Source organism: Pseudomonas sp. EA_65y_Pfl2_P74 (assembly GCF_963970575.1).
GTDB classification, from domain to species: Bacteria; Pseudomonadota; Gammaproteobacteria; order Pseudomonadales; family Pseudomonadaceae; genus Aquipseudomonas; species Aquipseudomonas baetica_A.
This window is the reverse complement of sequence record NZ_CAXAOQ010000007.1, coordinates 85,796-103,241: the sequence shown is the minus strand read 5'-3', so window position 1 is coordinate 103,241 and position 17,446 is coordinate 85,796. Positions and strand designations below refer to the sequence as shown.

Here is a 17,446-nt window from a genome sequence, read left to right as displayed (position 1 = left end):
TGGATATCCACAATGGACCTGACCCCACGCGAAAAAGACAAGCTGTTGATCTTCACCGCCGGCCTCGTCGCCGAGCGGCGTTTGGCGCGCGGTGTGAAGCTCAACTACCCCGAAGCCATGGCCTACATCTGCGCCGCGCTGCTCGAAGGCGCCCGTGACGGCCAGACCGTGGCCGAGCTGATGCACTACGGCACCACCCTGCTGACCCGCGAACAAGTGATGGAAGGCATCCCGGAGATGATCCCCGAGATCCAGGTCGAAGCGACGTTCCCCGACGGCACCAAACTGGTCACTGTTCACCAACCGATCGTCTGAGGCCGGGCCATGACTTACAGCATTCGCGATGCGCTGCATGCCGACCTGCCGGCGATCCGCGACATTTACAACGACGCGGTGCTCAACACCGCGGCGATCTGGAACGACGCGCCCGTCGACCTCGGCAACCGTCAGGCATGGTTCAGCGCCCGTCAGGCCCAGGCTTATCCGATTCTGGTGATCGTCGACGCCGACAACGCGGTGCTCGGCTACGCTTCTTTTGGTGACTGGCGGCCATTCGACGGTTTTCGTCATACCGTCGAGCACTCGGTTTATGTGCGCAGCGACCAACGCGGCAACGGCCTCGGCCCGCAACTGATGAGCGTGCTGATCGAGCGGGCCCGGGCCTGTGGCAAACACGTCATGGTCGCCGCCATCGAAACTGGCAACGCTGCCTCGATTGCTCTGCATGAACGCGCCGGTTTCATCACCACAGGCCAGATGCCGCAAGTCGGCACCAAGTTCGGTCGCTGGCTCGACCTGACTTTCATGCAGCTCACCCTCAACCCTGGCGCGCAGCCGCCTGACGCCAACAAGGAGTGACATCGATGAACGCCGCCCAACTGCGCCGCGTCAATGCTGAAAGCTTTGCCCACTATCGTCAGGGCCTGATCGATCTGCTGCTCGATGCAGTGGGTTATGGCGCCAGTGTCGGATTCATGGCCGACCTCGATGCGGCTCAGGCTCGCGCCTATTTCGATGAGGTTCAGGACAACATCAACAAAGGCAGCGTGTTGCTCTGGGTGGTGGTCAAGGACGAGCAAGTGCAGGCCAGCGTGCAACTGGGACTGTGCCAGAAGGCCAACGGCCTCAATCGCGCCGAAGTGCAGAAGCTGCTCGTGCGCGAACACGCCCGTCGGCGTGGCCTTGGCCAGCAATTGATGAGCGCCCTGGAGCTTGAAGCCCCAAGACACAAACGCGGCATGCTCTACCTCGACACCGAAGCCGGCTCTCCAGCCGAAGACTTCTACAGGGCGCTTGGCTACATCCGCGCAGGTGAAATCCCCGACTACGCCTGTGACCCGCACGGCACCTACCGGCCAACCGCCCTCTACTACAAGATTCTGCAAGGAGCCCAGTGATGATTCCCGGTGAATACCAGATCCAGCCCGGCGACATCGAACTCAACGTCGGCCGCCGCACGGTCAGCCTGAAAGTCGCCAACAGCGGCGACCGGCCGATTCAGGTCGGCTCGCACTATCACTTTTTCGAAACCAATGACGCCCTGACCTTTGATCGAGCGGCCAGCCGTGGCATGCGCCTGAATATTCCGGCCGGCACGGCGGTGCGCTTCGAGCCGGGACAGAGTCGCGAGGTTGAGCTGGTGGATTACGCCGGGCATCGCCGGGTGTTCGGTTTTGCCGGACGGGTGATGGGTGATCTCTAAGTAATGCGGTGTCTGCTCTGGCCCCTTCGCGAGCAAGCCCGCTCCCACATTTGGACCGCGTTCCCTTGTGGGAGCGGGCTCGCTCGCGAATCTGTGAGCGCAGCGAACAGTCTCAAACTCAACTGAATTTCAAGGCGAACGAATGAAGATCTCCCGTCAAGCCTACGCCGACATGTTCGGCCCCACCGTCGGCGACAAGGTGCGCCTGGCCGACACCGAGCTGTGGATCGAGGTCGAAAAAGACTTCACCACCTACGGCGAAGAAGTGAAATTCGGCGGCGGCAAAGTCATCCGCGACGGCCAGGGACAGAGCCAGTTGCTGGCCGCCGAGGTGGTCGACACCGTGATCACCAACGCACTGATCGTTGATCACTGGGGCATCGTCAAAGCCGACGTCGGCCTCAAGGACGGCCGCATCGCCGCCATCGGCAAGGCCGGCAACCAGGACGTGCAACCCAACGTGACCATGGCCATTGGCGCCGGCACCGAAGTGATCGCTGGCGAAGGCATGATCCTCACCGCCGGCGGCATTGACACGCACATCCACTTCATCTGCCCGCAGCAGATCGAAGAGGCGCTGATGAGCGGCGTCACCACCATGATCGGCGGCGGCACGGGACCGGCCACCGGCACCAACGCGACGACCTGCACTTCCGGCCCGTGGCATCTGGCGCGCATGCTCCAGGCCGCCGACGCCTTCGCGATGAACATCGGCCTCACCGGCAAGGGCAACGCCAGCCTGCCGGAGCCGTTGATCGAACAGGTCAAGGCCGGCGCCATTGGCCTCAAGCTGCACGAAGACTGGGGCACCACCCCGGCGAGCATCGACAACTGCCTGAGCGTTGCCGATCAATACGATGTGCAGGTGGCGATCCACACCGACACCCTCAACGAATCCGGCTTCGTCGAAACCACCCTCGGCGCGTTCAAGGGCCGCACCATCCACACCTATCACACCGAGGGTGCCGGTGGCGGCCACGCGCCGGACATCATCAAGGCCTGCGGGTTTGCCAACGTGCTGCCGAGTTCGACCAACCCGACCCGGCCGTTCACCCGCAACACCATCGACGAACACCTGGACATGCTGATGGTCTGCCACCACCTCGACCCGAGCATCGCCGAAGACGTCGCGTTCGCTGAAAGCCGCATCCGCCGCGAGACGATTGCCGCCGAAGACATCCTCCACGACCTCGGCGCCTTCTCGATGATCAGCTCCGACAGCCAGGCCATGGGCCGTGTTGGCGAAGTCATCACCCGCACCTGGCAAACCGCCGACAAGATGAAAAAGCAGCGCGGCCCGTTGCCGCAGGATGGCGAAGGCAACGACAACTTCCGCGCCAAACGCTACATCGCCAAATACACCATCAACCCGGCGATCACCCATGGCATCAGCCATGAAGTCGGTTCGATCGAAGTCGGCAAGTGGGCCGATCTGGTGCTTTGGCGTCCGGCGTTTTTTGGTGTCAAACCGACGCTGATTCTCAAGGGCGGCGCGATTGCCGCCAGCCTGATGGGCGATGCCAACGCCTCGATCCCGACCCCGCAACCGGTGCACTACCGCCCGATGTTTGCCAGTTATGGTGGCTCGCTGCACGCCACCAGCCTGACCTTCATCAGCCAGGCCGCGCAGGAGGCCGGTTTGCCCCAAGCATTGGGTTTGAAGAAGAAGATCGCCGTGGTCAAAGGTTGCCGCGAGGTGCAGAAAACCGACCTGATCCACAACGATTACCTGCCGAACATCGATGTCGATCCGCAGACGTATCAAGTCAAGGCTGACGGTGTGCTGCTGTGGTGTGAACCGGCGGAAACGCTGCCGATGGCTCAACGCTACTTTCTGTTTTAGAGCCCGCGTCCCGAGTACGGACACTCGTGTCCGTACTCGAGATCCCTGCATAGGTGACGGTGTCCCGATTTACGGCGGGACTGATGACTCACCCACAGATCAGCCACGCTCTTGAATCCGCCCCGCTCAGTGTTGTATCGGCAATGAGATTACAAACATTCCATCATGGAGCCGGAAACAACAAAGCGACCATCTCGCGAGAGTAGTGATAATTCAACCTTAGTTCCTTACCCGCCGGAATATCCGTGGTTGCAAAAACAGTACTCAGCTCTAATCCTCTGCGAACCACCTCTCCCCCGGATCGGTCTTCGGCGTCAACGCGAAAAGCAACGGTTTCAACGTTATACCCTCCCGGCGATTGTCGCAGTGGCCGGCCGGCCGCGTTAAATACGAAGTTGGTGTTGATTCTGGAAACAATATTGTCGCCCACCACAACGATTGAAAATTCCCGTGGCCTGCCATCCTCTATAAAAGTGCCGGTAGTTGCGTACATGGCAAATGTTTGTTCGGCCAGTGACAGGCGAGCGGCAGGTACAAGATCTCCACCATATACCCCAATGATTTCCCCTTTGCTGATGCGCCGGTTCGCCACCACCATCGATTGTCCGATCAGAGCCTTTTCGCCGGGAACGATAATGTCTGCTTCAGTAAAGGTCCGTAACTGCAGTTTTTCCTCATACAACCTGGCAACCTGTTCAAAACCACCCGCCTTCAGGTAGGGCAGAACCTGCTCCGAGGTGTATCTGTTTCCACTGGCCATGGACGCTTCTGGCTCAATGCTTCTGACATACATCGGTTTGCCATCAATTCCCCTGATCGGATATTTACCATTGTTGGCACGGTTGTATGAGCCCAGCTTGTTGTTCTCGCCCGAATAACGCACGTAGTGGCGCATGCTGCTGAGTTCTTCAGGGGTATAAGGCTTGATCGGCATCGACTCCGACGCCAGTTCAAAAACATCATCGGGAGAATCCGATCGCGTCGGCAATGATTCCAGCGCCAATTCGAACTCTTCATCGGAATGCCCGGCCTTCATTCCGCCCTTGCGACCTCGACGATGCCAGGTACCCGCCGCATCGGGAGTGGCAATGATCCCGCTGCTGAGCAGCTCGGACGGTTTTTGGGGGTCGCGTACCCGCAGCAGGTAATGCTGCCCGTCTCCCGCGTCAGGTGACCGGGCGGCGAAGTATTTGGCGCCGTTGAATTCCACTTCGTGCGCGGCCGACAGTTTCAGTTGCACGGTTTTGTCAGATGCGAATATCCGAGGGCTGGCGGATCGGCTGGCACCCGATCCGAATTCACTCAGCTCGGCCCATTGCCCACTGACAGGATCACGCTCCAGCGCAGGCCCCGACGCAAACCGTTCGCTTTCCAGTCGTGCCCGGTACAGACCGGTTTGCGGATCCGTTGCGACAGGCACGATATCTCCGCCCGACACTTCGGCATAACCACGTCCCTTGACTGACCGTAAACCGTGCGCGTCGGCCTCCGGCAGTTGGACCGACGCCCTGAACGCGTAATCTGGCAAAGTGTTTCGAGTCACCGCCCGGGCGAAGTCGGGAGGGGGGGTGACCGCGCTGATCGTGACCGTGGATGCTGGCAAAGATGTATCAGGCGTCACGCCGGCGGCGGTGCCGTCACCGCGCAGATTTCGCGCTGGCGCGATGTCAGGAGAAAGGAAATCGAAGCGGTGTAGCGTATCGCGAGGCGGCGAGACAGCGCCCGACGGTGGCGTGGGCCCTGTGTGCCCATCGACAGAGGCAGGGCCTTTGGAAGGCGGTTTTCGTACCATGAATTATTCGTCCTTGAATAGGTTTTATCAGTGACCGACATCGGTAACCGAGTAGCGTGCTGCATGATTGCTTGTTGACTGTGTAACTGCAGCGCCCGGTATCAGACAAGTACATATCCTTATGTACGACGCTATATAAACAACACAACCAAAACATCTTATAAAACGGAAAGCATGCACTTAAGATCATCTGCAACTCTTTCATGCACGATAAAAATACCAGATACCTCGCAGATAAAAACAACTAAAAATCATCAAGAAACCGCTCACAAAGAGCAGCCAATCATTCACAATTTCGAAGTTTAAATTTATGAATCAATACCAAACAGTACTATCAGTACAATAGAAACTTTCCGATACGTATCAACGGTACTGTGGCAGGAGCTACAAAGAGGTTAATATCCCGAAACAATCCAGAAGGGAACCTGCCATGCGCCTATCCGAATTCATCAGGCAACACGTTGATCGTATCGTCGATGAATGGGAGGAGTTCGCAGGCACCATTACGCCCGCCGCCGATTATCTGGACTCGACCGCGCTGCGTGATCACGCCAAGGCCATCCTGCTGGCCGCCGCACGGGACATGAACAAACCGCAGAGCCCCGACGAGCAAGCGGCCAAAGCCAAGGGTGAAGGCCTGGAAGTAACCCCCAGCCTCAATCAGGCCGGCTCCAGCCATGGCGAACTGCGCCACACCGTCGGTTTTGATCTGGTGCAGATGACCTCGGAGTTTCGCCACTTGCGCGCCTGCGTGATCCGCCGCTGGGTCGAAAGTCTGGGGACGCCGGAGATGGTGTACTTCCAGGACATGATCCGTTTCAACGAGGCCATCGACCAAGCGTTGGCCGAGTCGACTGCGGCCTACGCCGAGCAGGTCGAGCGTTCGCGGGACATTTTTCTCGCCATCCTGGGGCACGATTTGCGCGTGCCGCTGCAAGCGGTGAGCATGTCCAGCGAATTGCTCTTGCGCAAAACCAGTCTGGAGGGAGATGCGCTGACCTGTGCCCTGAACATCAAGCGTGGCGCCCGGCACATGGCGTCGATGGTCAGCGACTTACTCGAACTGGTGCGCTGTCGTCTGGGAAAGAGCCTGCCGATCGAGTCAGTGCCAATGGACATGGCCGACGCTGCAAGGGCAGCGATTGCCGAGGCCCGCGCCGGCAATCCGCAGTGCCATCCAACGTTGAAAATCAGCGGCGACACTCACGGAACGTGGGACGCGGGGCGGATCGATCAGTTGCTGCAAAATCTGATCGGCAATGCCTTGCAGCATGGTTCGAATCAACGCGACGTAGCGATCGACCTCAGGGGCGAAGGCGACAGCGTGCTTGTGTCAGTGCATAACCACGGTACGCCGATTCCCGAAGAGGCGATTGGCACGATTTTCGACCCGTTGGTGCGCAGCGCCGACGAGCAACTCGGTCAGCCGTCAACCAGCCTGGGGTTGGGTTTGTTCATCGTCAAGGAAGTGGTCAGCGCCCATGGCGGGACGATTGAAGTCAGCTCGAACGAGGCTGACGGGACGCGCTTCAGCGTGGTGTTGCCCAGAAACGTTTAGTCAGGATTAGCGCGTTATCGTTCTTCGCGAGCAAGCCCGCTCCCACAGAAGTCCGCATTTCACTGCGCACCGAAGTCCGCATGCCAATTGTGGGAGCGGGCTTGCTCGCGAAGGGCCATGCCCAAACAACCGTTCGACATCAGACAAGCTATTCGACCACCAAGCGTCCCAACCGCTGCTTGAGCATGCGGTTCTCGGCCCGCAGTTGGCGAACCTCCTCAAGCAGATCGAGCGCCAGCGCCACCCCTTCCCACTCCAGCTCCAGATCGCGCCGCAACTTGGCGGCGCGTTTGGCCAGGGCCAGTTCGTAGTCGGTGAAACGCCAGTCCCGGGGCTGCGCGCCCTGAGGTTCGAGGATGCCGTGTTCGACGATTTCGATCACGTAGACGTCCGATAAATCGGCTGCCTCACAGAATTCTGCCATGTCCAGTTGAACGATCAGGGGGCTGCTCATGTTGGGCTACTCCGTCGCTGGGTTCAGAAGTTCTCTCGCGGATTGAAGGCGGCTTTCTTCGCCAGTTCCTGCCACAACGCGATGACCTCGTCGTCTGCGGTTTTCGGCATGACGGCCTTGAGCTGCACGAACAGGTAACCGCGCTCGCCCGCCTTGTTTTTCAGACCATGACCCTTGGCCCGCATGCGCTGACCGTTCTGGCTGCCGGCCGGCACTTTGAGGTTGATCTTGCCGGTCAGGGTCGGCACGGCCACTTCAGCCCCCAGCACCAGCTCCCACGGCGCCAGTGGCAGCGTGATGATCAGGTTGTCGCCTTCGACATCGAACTTGGGGTGCGGCGCAAAACGAATCGTCAGGTACAGATCGCCATTCGCCCCGCCACCGATGCCCGGCGCGCCCTGGCCTTTGAGGCGGATGCGCTCGCCGTCGGCCACGCCTGCCGGGATCTTCACGTTCAGGCTCTTGGTGGTGTTGCTGACGTGCTGGCCGTTAGCGTTGTATTGCGGCACCTGGAAGGTGACTTTCTTGGATTCGTTCGAAAGCGTCTCTTCAAGGAAAACCGGCAGTTCCATTTCCACGTCTTGCCCTCGGCGTCCCGTACTGCGTTGTTGCCGACCTTCGCCGCCACCGAAACCGGGGCCGCGATTGCCGAAGATCGAACTGAAGAAGTCCGAGAAGTCGCCGGTGTCCTGACCGCCGCCAAAGCCGCCACGGCTCTGCCAGCCCGGTGGCCCCTGGAACGGTTGTCCGTGCTGGCCATAGCGGCGCAGTTCGTCGTATTCGGCGCGTTTGTCCGCGCTTTTCAGCGCTTCATAGGCTTCCGAGGCATCCTTGAACTTGGCCTCGGCGTCTTTTTCCTTGCTGACATCGGGGTGGTATTTGCGCGCCAGCTTGCGATAGGCCGCCTTGATGGCCTTGTCGTCTGCTGTCGGCTCCACGCCGAGTATCTTGTAATAGTCTTTGAAGTCCATTGAAGGAGTCACCATCCGTTATCGATTTCGCGCCGATGCCAGCATGCGCCTATTTGCGCGTGCCGGGTTGACCGATCTCAAACTTGTGACCGGGTGGCGCAACAGAAGTTTATCGGCAGTGGGCGGCGGTTCTTGCGACCGCCGGTATGTCTGCCTGCCCATGCCAGCAAGTTTGGGGCAAAGCTGAGACTTTCAACCCAGCGTGCTCGTGAAATAGCTGATGACCGGCCTTCGAATCTGCCGCGCACTGACATACACTGCGCGGCCGTTTTTTGACCGGAACCCGAAAGACATGAACAACGCCTCTCCAGCCCGTGCCTGCGGCATCGACTTCGGCACGTCCAACTCCACCGTCGGCTGGCTGCGCCCCGGCATGGAAACGATGATCGCGCTGGAAGACGACAAGATCACCCTGCCGTCAGTGGTCTTCTTCAACATTGAGGAGCGCCGTCCGGTGTACGGTCGCCTGGCGCTGCACGAGTACCTGGAAGGCTACGAAGGCCGGCTGATGCGCTCGCTCAAGAGCCTGCTCGGCTCCAAGTTGATCAAGCACGACACCAGCGTCCTGGGCACCGCGATGCCGTTCAAGGACTTGCTCGGTCTGTTCATCGGTCAGCTCAAGAGCCGTGCCGAAACCGCCGCCGGTCGGGAATTCGAGCAAGTGGTGCTGGGCCGTCCGGTGTTTTTCGTCGATGACGATCCGCTGGCCGACCAGGAAGCCGAAGACACGTTGGTAGAAGTCGCGCGCAAGATCGGCTTCAAGGACGTGTCATTCCAGTACGAACCCATTGCCGCGGCCTTCGACTACGAGTCGACCATCGAGAAAGAAGAGCTGGTACTGATCGTCGACATCGGCGGTGGTACGTCCGACTTCTCGCTGGTGCGTCTGTCGCCCGAGCGTCGCGGTGTGGATAACCGTCACGACGACATCCTCGCCACGGGCGGCGTGCACATCGGCGGTACCGACTTCGACAAACAACTGAGCCTGCAAGGCCTGATGCCGCTGTTCGGCTACGGCAGCCGTATGAAGAGCGGCGCCTACATGCCGACCAGCCACCACATGAACCTGGCGACCTGGCACACGATCAACTCGGTGTACTCGCAAAAATCCAGCCTGGCGCTGGGCAGCATGCGCTACGACATCGAAGACACCGGCGGCATCGATCGCCTGTTCAAACTGATCGAACAACGCGCCGGGCACTGGCTGGCGATGGAAGTGGAAGAGACCAAGATTCAGCTCACTCATACCGACAGCCGGCATGTGCCGCTGGATCGCATCGAAGCCGGGCTGAGCGTGGAACTGACCCGTGCCCTGTTCGAATCAGCCATCGACGCGCAACTGGAACGGGTTCGCGGCAGCGTCACGCAACTGTTGAACGACGCCAATGTATCGGTAGGTCAGGTGGATACGGTGTTCTTCACCGGTGGTTCCAGCGGCATTCCGGCGCTGCGCAACAGCGTCTCGGCGATGCTGCCGAATGCGCGACATGTCGAAGGCAATATCTTTGGCAGCATCGGCAGCGGTCTGGCGATTGAAGCCATGAAGCGTTATGGCGCCATGGCCTGATCCGAAATCGGCGGTGCGCCCTTCGCGAGCAAGCCCGCTCCCACACTGGATTGCATTCTAGCTGAAGGAATGCGGTCAAATGTGGGAGCGGGCCTGCTCGCGAAGAGGCCCGCTCAAACACTACAAAATCTGAATCAAACCATCCCGCCCAGCTTCAACTCACTCTTGAGATACGCGTAGTAAATCGGCCCCGCCACCACCCCCGGCAGGCCGAACGCGGCCTCGAACACCAGCATCGCCAGCAGCAACTCCCACGACTTGGCACTGATCTGCCCGCCGACAATGCGCGCGTTGAGAAAGTATTCGAGCTTGTGGATAAAAATCAGGTAGCCCAGCGCCGCCAGCGCCACCCAGATCGACAGCGACAGACCGACAATGGTGATCAGGGTGTTCGACATCAGGTTGCCGATCACCGGCAGCAGGCCGAGCAGGAAGGTCAGCACGATCAGGGTTTTGGTCAGCGGCAGTTTGATGCCGAACATCGGCAGGATCACCGCCAGGAAGATGCCGGTGAAGAAGGTGTTGAGCAGGGAAATCTTGATCTGCGCGAAGACGATGTTGCGAAACGCCTGCACCAGCAGGTGCAAGCGGTCGAACAGTGCGGCGGCCAGCGGCTTGCGCTTGGTCACGTCCGGTATGCGCTGCAGCGCGATGATTGCGCCAAGCACCATGCCGATCAGCAGCGTGACGAACATGTGCGCTGCGTCCTTGCCCACCAGTTGCAGATCGGCCAGGTGTTTGCCGGCCCATTCGCCGATCGCCACGCGAAATTCCGCCGCACTGGCCGGCAGGTAGGCGTCGATGAACGGCGGCAACTGACCGCGCGCGCGATCAATCACGCCCATGAATTTGTCGAGCGACGCCCCGGGATTTTCCGCTTCGTGCAGCAGGAAACTGATGGCGCCGGCGAAGAGCAGCGCCAGCACACTGACCACCAGCGTACCGAGCAACGCCACCGCCAGCCAACGTGCGCGGCGGCCTTCAATCAGCCGTTGCAGTTGCGGGGTGAGCATGTTGACCAATTCGAACACCAACAATCCGGCCAACAGACTGGGCAGCAAGCGCAGCGGCAACACCAGCAGCAAACCGCCGAAAATGATGATGCAACTGACCCAGAACACAACATGACGCTGAGAAAACGTTGGCATACAGCCTCAAAACGAACGGCGTAAAAGGATGGGCAGTCTGCCAGCGATCCGGGGGGAGCACTAGGAATATGCAGGGGCGAAGGGTGTGGGTGCGCTCAATGGCCCCATCGCGAGCAGGCTAGCTCCCACTGGGGTACGCATTTCAATGGGGGAGCGAGCCTGCTCGCGAAGAGGCCGGCCCGTTCGCCGCATATCCCTGCTGATTACTTTTTCTTCAGGCAATCACTCATGAAAGTCTTGCGTGCATCGCCGGTCAACGCCTTGGTTTTCGCATCAGCGTTGCAGGTTTTCATTTTCTGCTGCTGGGGCGTCATCGCCTTGCCATCGTTGGCTGCTGGCGCGGCTTTGAGGCAGGTGCTCATGAACGTTTTGCGCGCATCGCCTTTCAGGCTCTTGGCGGTCGCATCGGCATTGCAGGTGGTCATTTTGTTCTGTTGCGCGGTGGCGGCAAAACCCTGGAAGCACAGCAGCAGACCGATCATCAACAAAGGGACACGCAACATCTTCATGGAGTTTTCTCCTTGTCGCCGCACCGATGGATGCGGCCTACGCAGAAGTGTAGCCAAATCTTGTTACACCTTCCTGCCTTCCAGGTGGCTGCGCCGGTACTGCTCCGGCGTACATCCGGCCTGACGGGCGAACATGGCGATAAACGCCGAGCCACTGCTGTAACCCAGGTCGAAGGCGATTTCCTGCACGCTGCGCGACGTTTCCAGTGCATCGATCGCGGCGAGATAGCGCAGGCGCTGGCGCCACTCACCGAAACTCATCCCCAGTTCGCGCACGAACTGCCGAGCCAGCGTGCGTTCGCTGACATGCACTTGCGCCGCCCACTGTGCCAACGGCTGGTTGTTGCCCGGATAGGCCTGCAACGCGTCGAGGATCGATAGCAAACCGGGACTACTGGCATACGGCAGGTAACACTCATGCACCGGCGCCTGTTGCAGTTGATCGACCAGCACCTGGGCCAGACGCTGATCGGCATCGTGTTCGGGGATCTTCACGTCGCGGGCGGCGAAGTCCTTGAGGATCGCCTTGAGAATGTCGCTGATCGCCAGCGTGCAAGCCCGCGCCGGCAACTCGGCACAGACCTTGGGCGCGAGACACACCGCCCGATAATTGACCGGTTGATGGCTGTAGAAACTGTGCTCGACCTGCGGCGGCACCCATACCGCGTATTGCGGCGGCGACATGAAACGGCTGCCGTCGACGTCCATGTGCAGCACGCCATGAGCCGCATACTCCAGCGTGCCCCACGGATGGCGGTGCGGCGCGGCGAATTCGTGGGCGTTGAAGTCGGCGTAACGGAAGTACACCGTCGACGGCAGTTCGCTGAAATCCAGCAGATCGATGTGTTTGCTGTTCATGCTGTCCGGTTTCAGAGGCAGGTTGTCCGGTTCGAAGTATAGGGCTGTATCCAGACAGAGGATAATCACGCTTCATTAACGTTCTGGTTTCAACGCATGCAATACGCTTTTCCCCTGCTGGCGATTTTTATCTGGGCCGGCAACACCGTGATCAACAAGCTCGCCGTCGGCGCGATCTTCCCGGCCGAAATCGGTTTCTACCGCTGGCTGCTCGCCGGCTTGCTGTTCACCCCGTTCATGCTCAAACCGGTGATTGCCCACTGGTCGAAGATCCGCCCGAACCTGGGCAAAATCTTTGTGCTCGGGGTGCTCGGCATGGCGGTGTACCAAAGCCTCGCCTATTTCGCAGCGACCCTGACCACAGCGACCAACATGGGCATCATCCTGTCGCTGATGCCCTTGATGTCGCTGGCCATGGCGATCATCAGCCTGGGCCAGCGCCTGACCGCCGGTGCATTGGTCGGTGCCGTGCTGTCGTTTGCCGGTGTGCTGGTGGTGGTGTCGTCCGGCAGCCTCGGCGCGCTGCTGCAACACGGGGTGAATCTGGGGGACGCGATGATGCTGATCGCCACCCTGGCGTACGCGGTTTACAGCACGTTGCTGAAGAAATGGCAGCTGCGTTTGCCGCCGCTGGTGTTGCTGTATTTGCAGGTGCTGGTGGCGATTGTGGTGTTGTTTCCGCTGTTTGCTGTTTCGCCGAAAACCGGCCTGACCCTGCAGAACATTCCGTTGGTGTTGTACGCGTGTCTGTTGGCTTCGATGCTGGCGCCATTGGCGTGGATGCAGGCGGTGCAGCGCCTGGGGCCGAGCCGCACCACACTGTTCTTTAACCTGCTGCCGTTGATCACGGCGCTGATTGCGGCGCTGGTGCTAAAGGAGCAATTGGCGATGTATCACTTGGTCGGCGGGTTGTTGACCTTGGGAGGGGTGATTCTTTCCGAGCGCTGGACCACCGTGCTGGGCCATAAACGCCGCGTTGCCTGATCCGGCCTCTTCGCGAGCAAGCCCACTGCCCCATTTGGCCTGCATTTTCCTGTGGGGGCGGGCTTGCTCGCGAAGAACGCTCACTTGGGCTGACCGCTAGACCCCGGCAGCCTTGAGCCGCGCCGCATGCTCGACAAACAGCCGCACCGGATCAGCCCCCTTCCCGACCAGCCCCAGCGACTGGTTGACGATGTCGAAATGATCCAGAGGAAAGTCATCGCCAATCACCGTGCCCAGATGCGAGCTGTAACGCCCGACCATGCCGTCACACTGCCCCGCTTCACGTTCGAACGTCGTGGCAAACAGCCGACAGCTGCGATGGGTGCCGTCAAACAGATTACCGCCGCGATCGGTCTTGCCCGGCTGTAACGTCCCCGACCACGAGTAATAACGCACGCCATTGACCACTTCCGGCCCGTGCCCGCCCCAGGTGTCGGGCAGCCCCTGTGGATAACGCTGATTGAACAGCGCCACGCCTGCTGTCGTCAGCGAGTGATGCGAGGCATGGATATCCACCGGCAGTTTCGGCCCGTGATAACCGGTGTCGAGTAACGCCATCATCCAGCCGATAGCGCGTAGCAACGCATCAAGAACGCGCCCTTTGGCACTGTCCGCGGGGTAGTGCTTGAGCAGGTAATCGGCCAGCTCCGAACCGTGATTGGGCCCGGCGACCGAGGTCACCGAAGCCACCAGATCCGGACGTTTGGCCGCCGCATAACGCGCCGTCAGCGAGCCTTGGCTGTGACCGAACAGGTTGACCTTGGCCGCGCCGGTCTCGCGCAAAATCTCCTCGATGCGCCGCAGCAACTGCTCACCGCGCACCTCGGTCGAGTTGAGCGGCGACACCTGCACGGCAATCACCGTCGCACCACCACGGCGCAACGCCTTGATGATCCCGAACCAATACGGATAAAACACCAGCCGGATAAACCCGAGCATGCCCGGCACCAGCACCAGTGGATAACGCGTCGACATGGGCAAACATCCTTGTGGTCGGTGAGTGGATGCAAGGCGTGCAAAACGCCCGCCAAGCATCCGCCCTGAACATGACAACTCGATGAGCAGCCTGCCCCCCCCGCCACCATCAGCCCCACCGGTAAGCATTTGGATGACGGGCGTCAAGACCGCAAAAAATCCCATAAAACTTTTTGCGTCGCTCAAGACTCACAACCTGGGTAGGCGATCACGACTGTAGAACGTGGCGCCAATCGGATTAGCCTCCAGGAGACTGAAATGAGCGACCTGCATTTGTCTGATGTTCAAACCCTGCGCGAGCGCGCACGGCAACACGTTGAAAACGGTGCCGTCACCGAAAGCTACAGCGCCAACCGTGAAGAGGTGCTGCGCTTGCTCAACGAATCGCTGGCCACCGAACTGGTCTGCGTCTTGCGCTACAAGCGCCACTACTTCATGGCCAACGGTTTGAAAGCCAGCGTGGCCGCCGACGAATTCCTCGAACACGCCATTCAGGAAGCGCAGCACGCTGACCGCCTGGCTGAACGCATTGTGCAATTGGGCGGCGAGCCTGAGTTCAACCCCGACCTGTTGTCCAAGATGTCCCACGCCCAGTACGTGGCCGGCAACACCTTGAAGGAAATGGTCTACGAAGACCTCGTGGCCGAACGGATCGCTATCGACAGCTACCGCGAGATCATTCAGTACATCGGTGATAAAGACCCGACCACCCGGCGTATCTTCGAAGATATTCTGGCTCAGGAAGAAGAACATGCCGATGACATGGCGGACATTCTGAACGACCTCTAAACCTTCGAAATTGCCATCGCGGGCAAACCCGCGATGGCGTCCTGACAGGCGCTGTAGATTTACTTGCTTGGCTTGACGGTCACCGGCGCCTTGCCCGCCTTCATCTGCTCAAGCAGCGGCGCACACTGATTCGGCTCTGCGCCACTGGGCGCCACCAACGCCAGCAGCCCTGCCGCCGGTGCAGCAATCACCCCCAACGCCACCATCCCCGCCCCGCGCAGCAACAGCGGCACCGCTTTGACCCCGGCATCGGGCTTGATGAACTTGCCACGCACATACAGCGGCGAGCGCAGCGAGATCAGACGCCAGCCCTTGGATTCGGGGGTCACCGTCAGGTCCAGTTGCTCGGTGGCCATGTTCGCTGTGCCGTCGACGTAAATGATCGCGTTCTCGGTATCAAAGACAAACAGTCGCGTGGTCGCCAAACCGGTCTTGATGTCGAAGTCCGCCGCCGCGCAGTTGATCTTCACTTCCTTGTCGCCAAAGATCTTGCCGACCACGTAGTTGCCGACGTTGAGACCGGCCAGCTCCATCAACTCACGACTGATCGCGCCGTCGTTGATCAGCATCTTCAGGCTGCCGTTGGCGCCGCCCAGCAACTTGGCAACCGAGTTGCCGCGACCACTGATATCGGCATCGCCATTGAGCTCACCAAAACTGGTCTTCATGGGCTCAAACGTCGGGAACAGTTCCTTGAGTTTGAACTTGCGCGCAGTCAATCTGGCCCGGCCTTCCAAAGGTTCGGTGCGCCCGTTGAGGCGGATCTGTGCGTCGAGATTGCCGCCCGCGACGCCGAAGCGCAGCGGTTCCAGGCTGAGCTCACCGTCATCGAGTTTCAGATGGGTATAGAGGTCGGTGAGCGGCAGTTTTTCACTGTGGACGATGCGCTTGCCGGTGAATTCAACATCCGCGTCCATCGCCCGCCAGCGGTCGGTCTTGAATGCCCCGACCGGCAGCACTTTATCGGCCGGTTGCTTGCTCTCGCCGCCCCGGGCCTTTTGCTTGTCATTGGCGTCAGCACCGATCAACGGCGCGAGGTCAGCGAACAGCAATTGATTGGATACCAGCGCGCCGCTGAGTTTTGGCCGTGGCTGGCTGGCGATGTAGGTCAGGTCGCCATGGATGTCGCTGCCGCCGATCTTGCCGTTGAATTGCTCATAGGTGAATGTCGCGCCCGCCGCGTCATGCAGCTTGGCGATCAGATGGCCGTCGGTTGCATACGGGGGCGTATCCGGCAGGGTCACGCCGGTCAGCGGGTAGAGGTTGCCGAGGCTGGCACCGGCCAGTTTCAGGCGCAGGTCGAGGGCGCCGAGGTTGAGCGGGTCGGTCAGGGTGCCGGCCAATTCAATGCGGGTGTCGCCGATTTTCGCCTGGGCTTGCAGCGGGAACGGTTTGCTCGCGTCCTGCAACGCCAACAACCCGCCGATCTTGCCTTGGCCGGTGAGGTTCTGGCCGTGATATTGGCCGTTGACCTTCAACGCGAACGCGTAGTCTTGTGGCGCGCCGCCCTTGTCCTGTGCGGTTTTGGCGGCTTTATCACCGACGATTTCGCTGAACGGAATCGGCTTGCCCAGCGGATCGATCAGCACATCCAGCTTGGTCTTGAGGGTTTGATCATCAAGCGTCACATGGCCCTTGTCGAAACCGATGGCGCCGATATCGACCACCCAGTTCGACGGTTCGGCATTCGGGTCCTTGGGATCAAACGTGAACGTCCAGTTGGCCCGGCCATCGGCCAGGCGTTGCAGCTCAGCGTTGGGCTCGGTCAGGTCGATGCGCGGGATGACCACACGTTGCGCCAACAGCGCCAGAGGCGAGATGCGCAGCTCAACGCGCTTGAGCGTGACCATCTGCGGCGTCTTCGACCAGCCCGGATTGCCCAGGCTCAAGTCCTCGGCGACTACATGCGGCCAGGGTATCCAGGCACGCCAGCCCCCTTCATCCGGTTCACGCTGCCAGATCACCGCCAGGTTGCCGTTAATGGCAAATGGTCGATGCAGTTCTTGCGAGACTTTGGCATTGAGCGGCGGTTTGATCCGGTTCCAGTCGAAGAACACGATGATCAGGACCAGCACGGCCAAGAGCAGTACAAGGGTGGCGAAGGTCCAACTGAAGATTTTTCCGGTGCGCGTCATGCACAAAGCTCCTGATGACGACCGCACGCCCACATCACGGCGAACGGCTGAAACGGCGGGCCAAAGCGGCCCTCATGAATTCTGTGACTGGCAAAAGGCCCGCAGGTTTAATCGAAAGCCGGATCTGGGCGGAAAAAGCCACGCAAATCTGACCGATTGGT

17 protein-coding genes are annotated in these 17,446 nt (G+C 60.1%); 9 read left to right on the top strand and 8 right to left on the bottom strand.

Going from position 1 to position 17,446, the window contains the following annotated elements; translation table 11 throughout:
- Positions 1–12 precede the first annotated feature (12 nt).
- The 5 genes from ureA to ureC all read left to right on the top strand — a co-directional run bounded on the left by ureA (position 13) and on the right by ureC (position 3,545).
- On the top strand, positions 13–315 hold the full coding sequence (ureA, locus tag AACY18_RS07220; protein WP_339431817.1) for an urease subunit gamma: 303 nt from the start codon (positions 13–15) through the stop codon (positions 313–315).
- A 9-nt stretch (positions 316–324) separates the two neighbouring features.
- A complete protein-coding gene (locus tag AACY18_RS07215; RefSeq protein WP_339431816.1) occupies positions 325–858 on the top strand; it encodes a GNAT family N-acetyltransferase in 534 nt (177 codons plus the stop codon).
- A gap of 5 nt (positions 859–863) precedes the next feature.
- Positions 864–1,397: a GNAT family N-acetyltransferase gene (locus tag AACY18_RS07210; protein WP_339431815.1), complete on the top strand. Its 534-nt coding sequence runs from the start codon at positions 864–866 to the stop codon at positions 1,395–1,397.
- Positions 1,397–1,702, top strand: coding sequence for an urease subunit beta (locus AACY18_RS07205; protein WP_007915947.1), 306 nt, complete (start codon positions 1,397–1,399; stop codon positions 1,700–1,702). The genes AACY18_RS07210 and AACY18_RS07205 overlap by 1 nt, the downstream gene beginning before the upstream one ends.
- A gap of 142 nt (positions 1,703–1,844) precedes the next feature.
- Positions 1,845–3,545: an urease subunit alpha gene (ureC, locus tag AACY18_RS07200; protein WP_339431814.1), complete on the top strand. Its 1,701-nt coding sequence runs from the start codon at positions 1,845–1,847 to the stop codon at positions 3,543–3,545.
- A 163-nt stretch (positions 3,546–3,708) separates the two neighbouring features.
- Here ureC and AACY18_RS07195 read toward each other — a convergent pair whose 3' ends face one another.
- Positions 3,709–5,337 carry a hypothetical protein gene (locus tag AACY18_RS07195; RefSeq protein WP_339464599.1) on the bottom strand — a complete coding sequence of 543 codons (1,629 nt, stop codon included), beginning with the start codon at positions 5,335–5,337 and terminating at the stop codon, positions 3,709–3,711.
- 430 nt (positions 5,338–5,767) lie between these two features.
- On the opposite strand from AACY18_RS07195, the gene AACY18_RS07190 reads away from it, so the two are divergent.
- The gene (locus tag AACY18_RS07190; protein WP_339431812.1) at positions 5,768–6,895 is read left to right on the top strand and encodes a sensor histidine kinase; all 1,128 of its coding nucleotides are present in this window, start codon (positions 5,768–5,770) and stop codon (positions 6,893–6,895) included.
- Positions 6,896–7,043: 148 nt separating this feature from the next.
- On the opposite strand, the gene AACY18_RS07185 is transcribed toward AACY18_RS07190, so the two are convergent.
- Together AACY18_RS07185 and AACY18_RS07180 are read right to left on the bottom strand one after the other, a co-directional pair.
- Entirely contained in the window at positions 7,044–7,349 is a 306-nt protein-coding gene (locus AACY18_RS07185) for a chaperone modulator CbpM (protein WP_339431811.1), read from the bottom strand.
- Between the two features lie 23 nt (positions 7,350–7,372).
- Entirely contained in the window at positions 7,373–8,320 is a 948-nt protein-coding gene (locus AACY18_RS07180; RefSeq protein ID WP_339431810.1) for a DnaJ C-terminal domain-containing protein, read from the bottom strand.
- A 292-nt stretch (positions 8,321–8,612) separates the two neighbouring features.
- Here AACY18_RS07180 and AACY18_RS07175 point away from each other — a divergent pair, with 292 nt between their 5' ends.
- Positions 8,613–9,887 carry an Hsp70 family protein gene (locus AACY18_RS07175; protein WP_339431809.1) on the top strand — a complete coding sequence of 425 codons (1,275 nt, stop codon included), beginning with the start codon at positions 8,613–8,615 and terminating at the stop codon, positions 9,885–9,887.
- 134 nt (positions 9,888–10,021) lie between these two features.
- Here AACY18_RS07175 and AACY18_RS07170 read toward each other — a convergent pair whose 3' ends face one another.
- The 3 genes from AACY18_RS07170 to AACY18_RS07160 form a co-directional block, all read right to left on the bottom strand.
- Complete coding sequence (locus AACY18_RS07170; protein WP_221732846.1) at positions 10,022–11,035, bottom strand: AI-2E family transporter; 1,014 nt, start codon at positions 11,033–11,035, stop codon at positions 10,022–10,024.
- 203 nt (positions 11,036–11,238) lie between these two features.
- Positions 11,239–11,544, bottom strand: coding sequence for a PsiF family protein (locus tag AACY18_RS07165; protein WP_339464598.1), 306 nt, complete (start codon positions 11,542–11,544; stop codon positions 11,239–11,241).
- Between the two features lie 63 nt (positions 11,545–11,607).
- Positions 11,608–12,402, bottom strand: a complete 795-nt coding sequence (locus AACY18_RS07160; protein ID WP_339431806.1) for an AraC family transcriptional regulator — start codon at positions 12,400–12,402, stop codon at positions 11,608–11,610.
- 96 nt (positions 12,403–12,498) lie between these two features.
- On the opposite strand from AACY18_RS07160, the gene AACY18_RS07155 reads away from it, so the two are divergent.
- Entirely contained in the window at positions 12,499–13,386 is an 888-nt protein-coding gene (locus AACY18_RS07155; RefSeq protein WP_339431805.1) for a DMT family transporter, read from the top strand.
- Positions 13,387–13,482: 96 nt separating this feature from the next.
- Here AACY18_RS07155 and AACY18_RS07150 read toward each other — a convergent pair whose 3' ends face one another.
- Positions 13,483–14,361 carry a triacylglycerol lipase gene (locus tag AACY18_RS07150; RefSeq protein ID WP_339431804.1) on the bottom strand — a complete coding sequence of 293 codons (879 nt, stop codon included), beginning with the start codon at positions 14,359–14,361 and terminating at the stop codon, positions 13,483–13,485.
- 258 nt (positions 14,362–14,619) lie between these two features.
- On the opposite strand from AACY18_RS07150, the gene AACY18_RS07145 reads away from it, so the two are divergent.
- A complete protein-coding gene (locus AACY18_RS07145; protein WP_221732851.1) occupies positions 14,620–15,150 on the top strand; it encodes a ferritin-like domain-containing protein in 531 nt (176 codons plus the stop codon).
- Positions 15,151–15,209: 59 nt separating this feature from the next.
- Here AACY18_RS07145 and AACY18_RS07140 read toward each other — a convergent pair whose 3' ends face one another.
- Positions 15,210–17,285 carry an AsmA family protein gene (locus AACY18_RS07140; RefSeq protein WP_339464597.1) on the bottom strand — a complete coding sequence of 692 codons (2,076 nt, stop codon included), beginning with the start codon at positions 17,283–17,285 and terminating at the stop codon, positions 15,210–15,212.
- Positions 17,286–17,446: the final 161 nt, after the last annotated feature.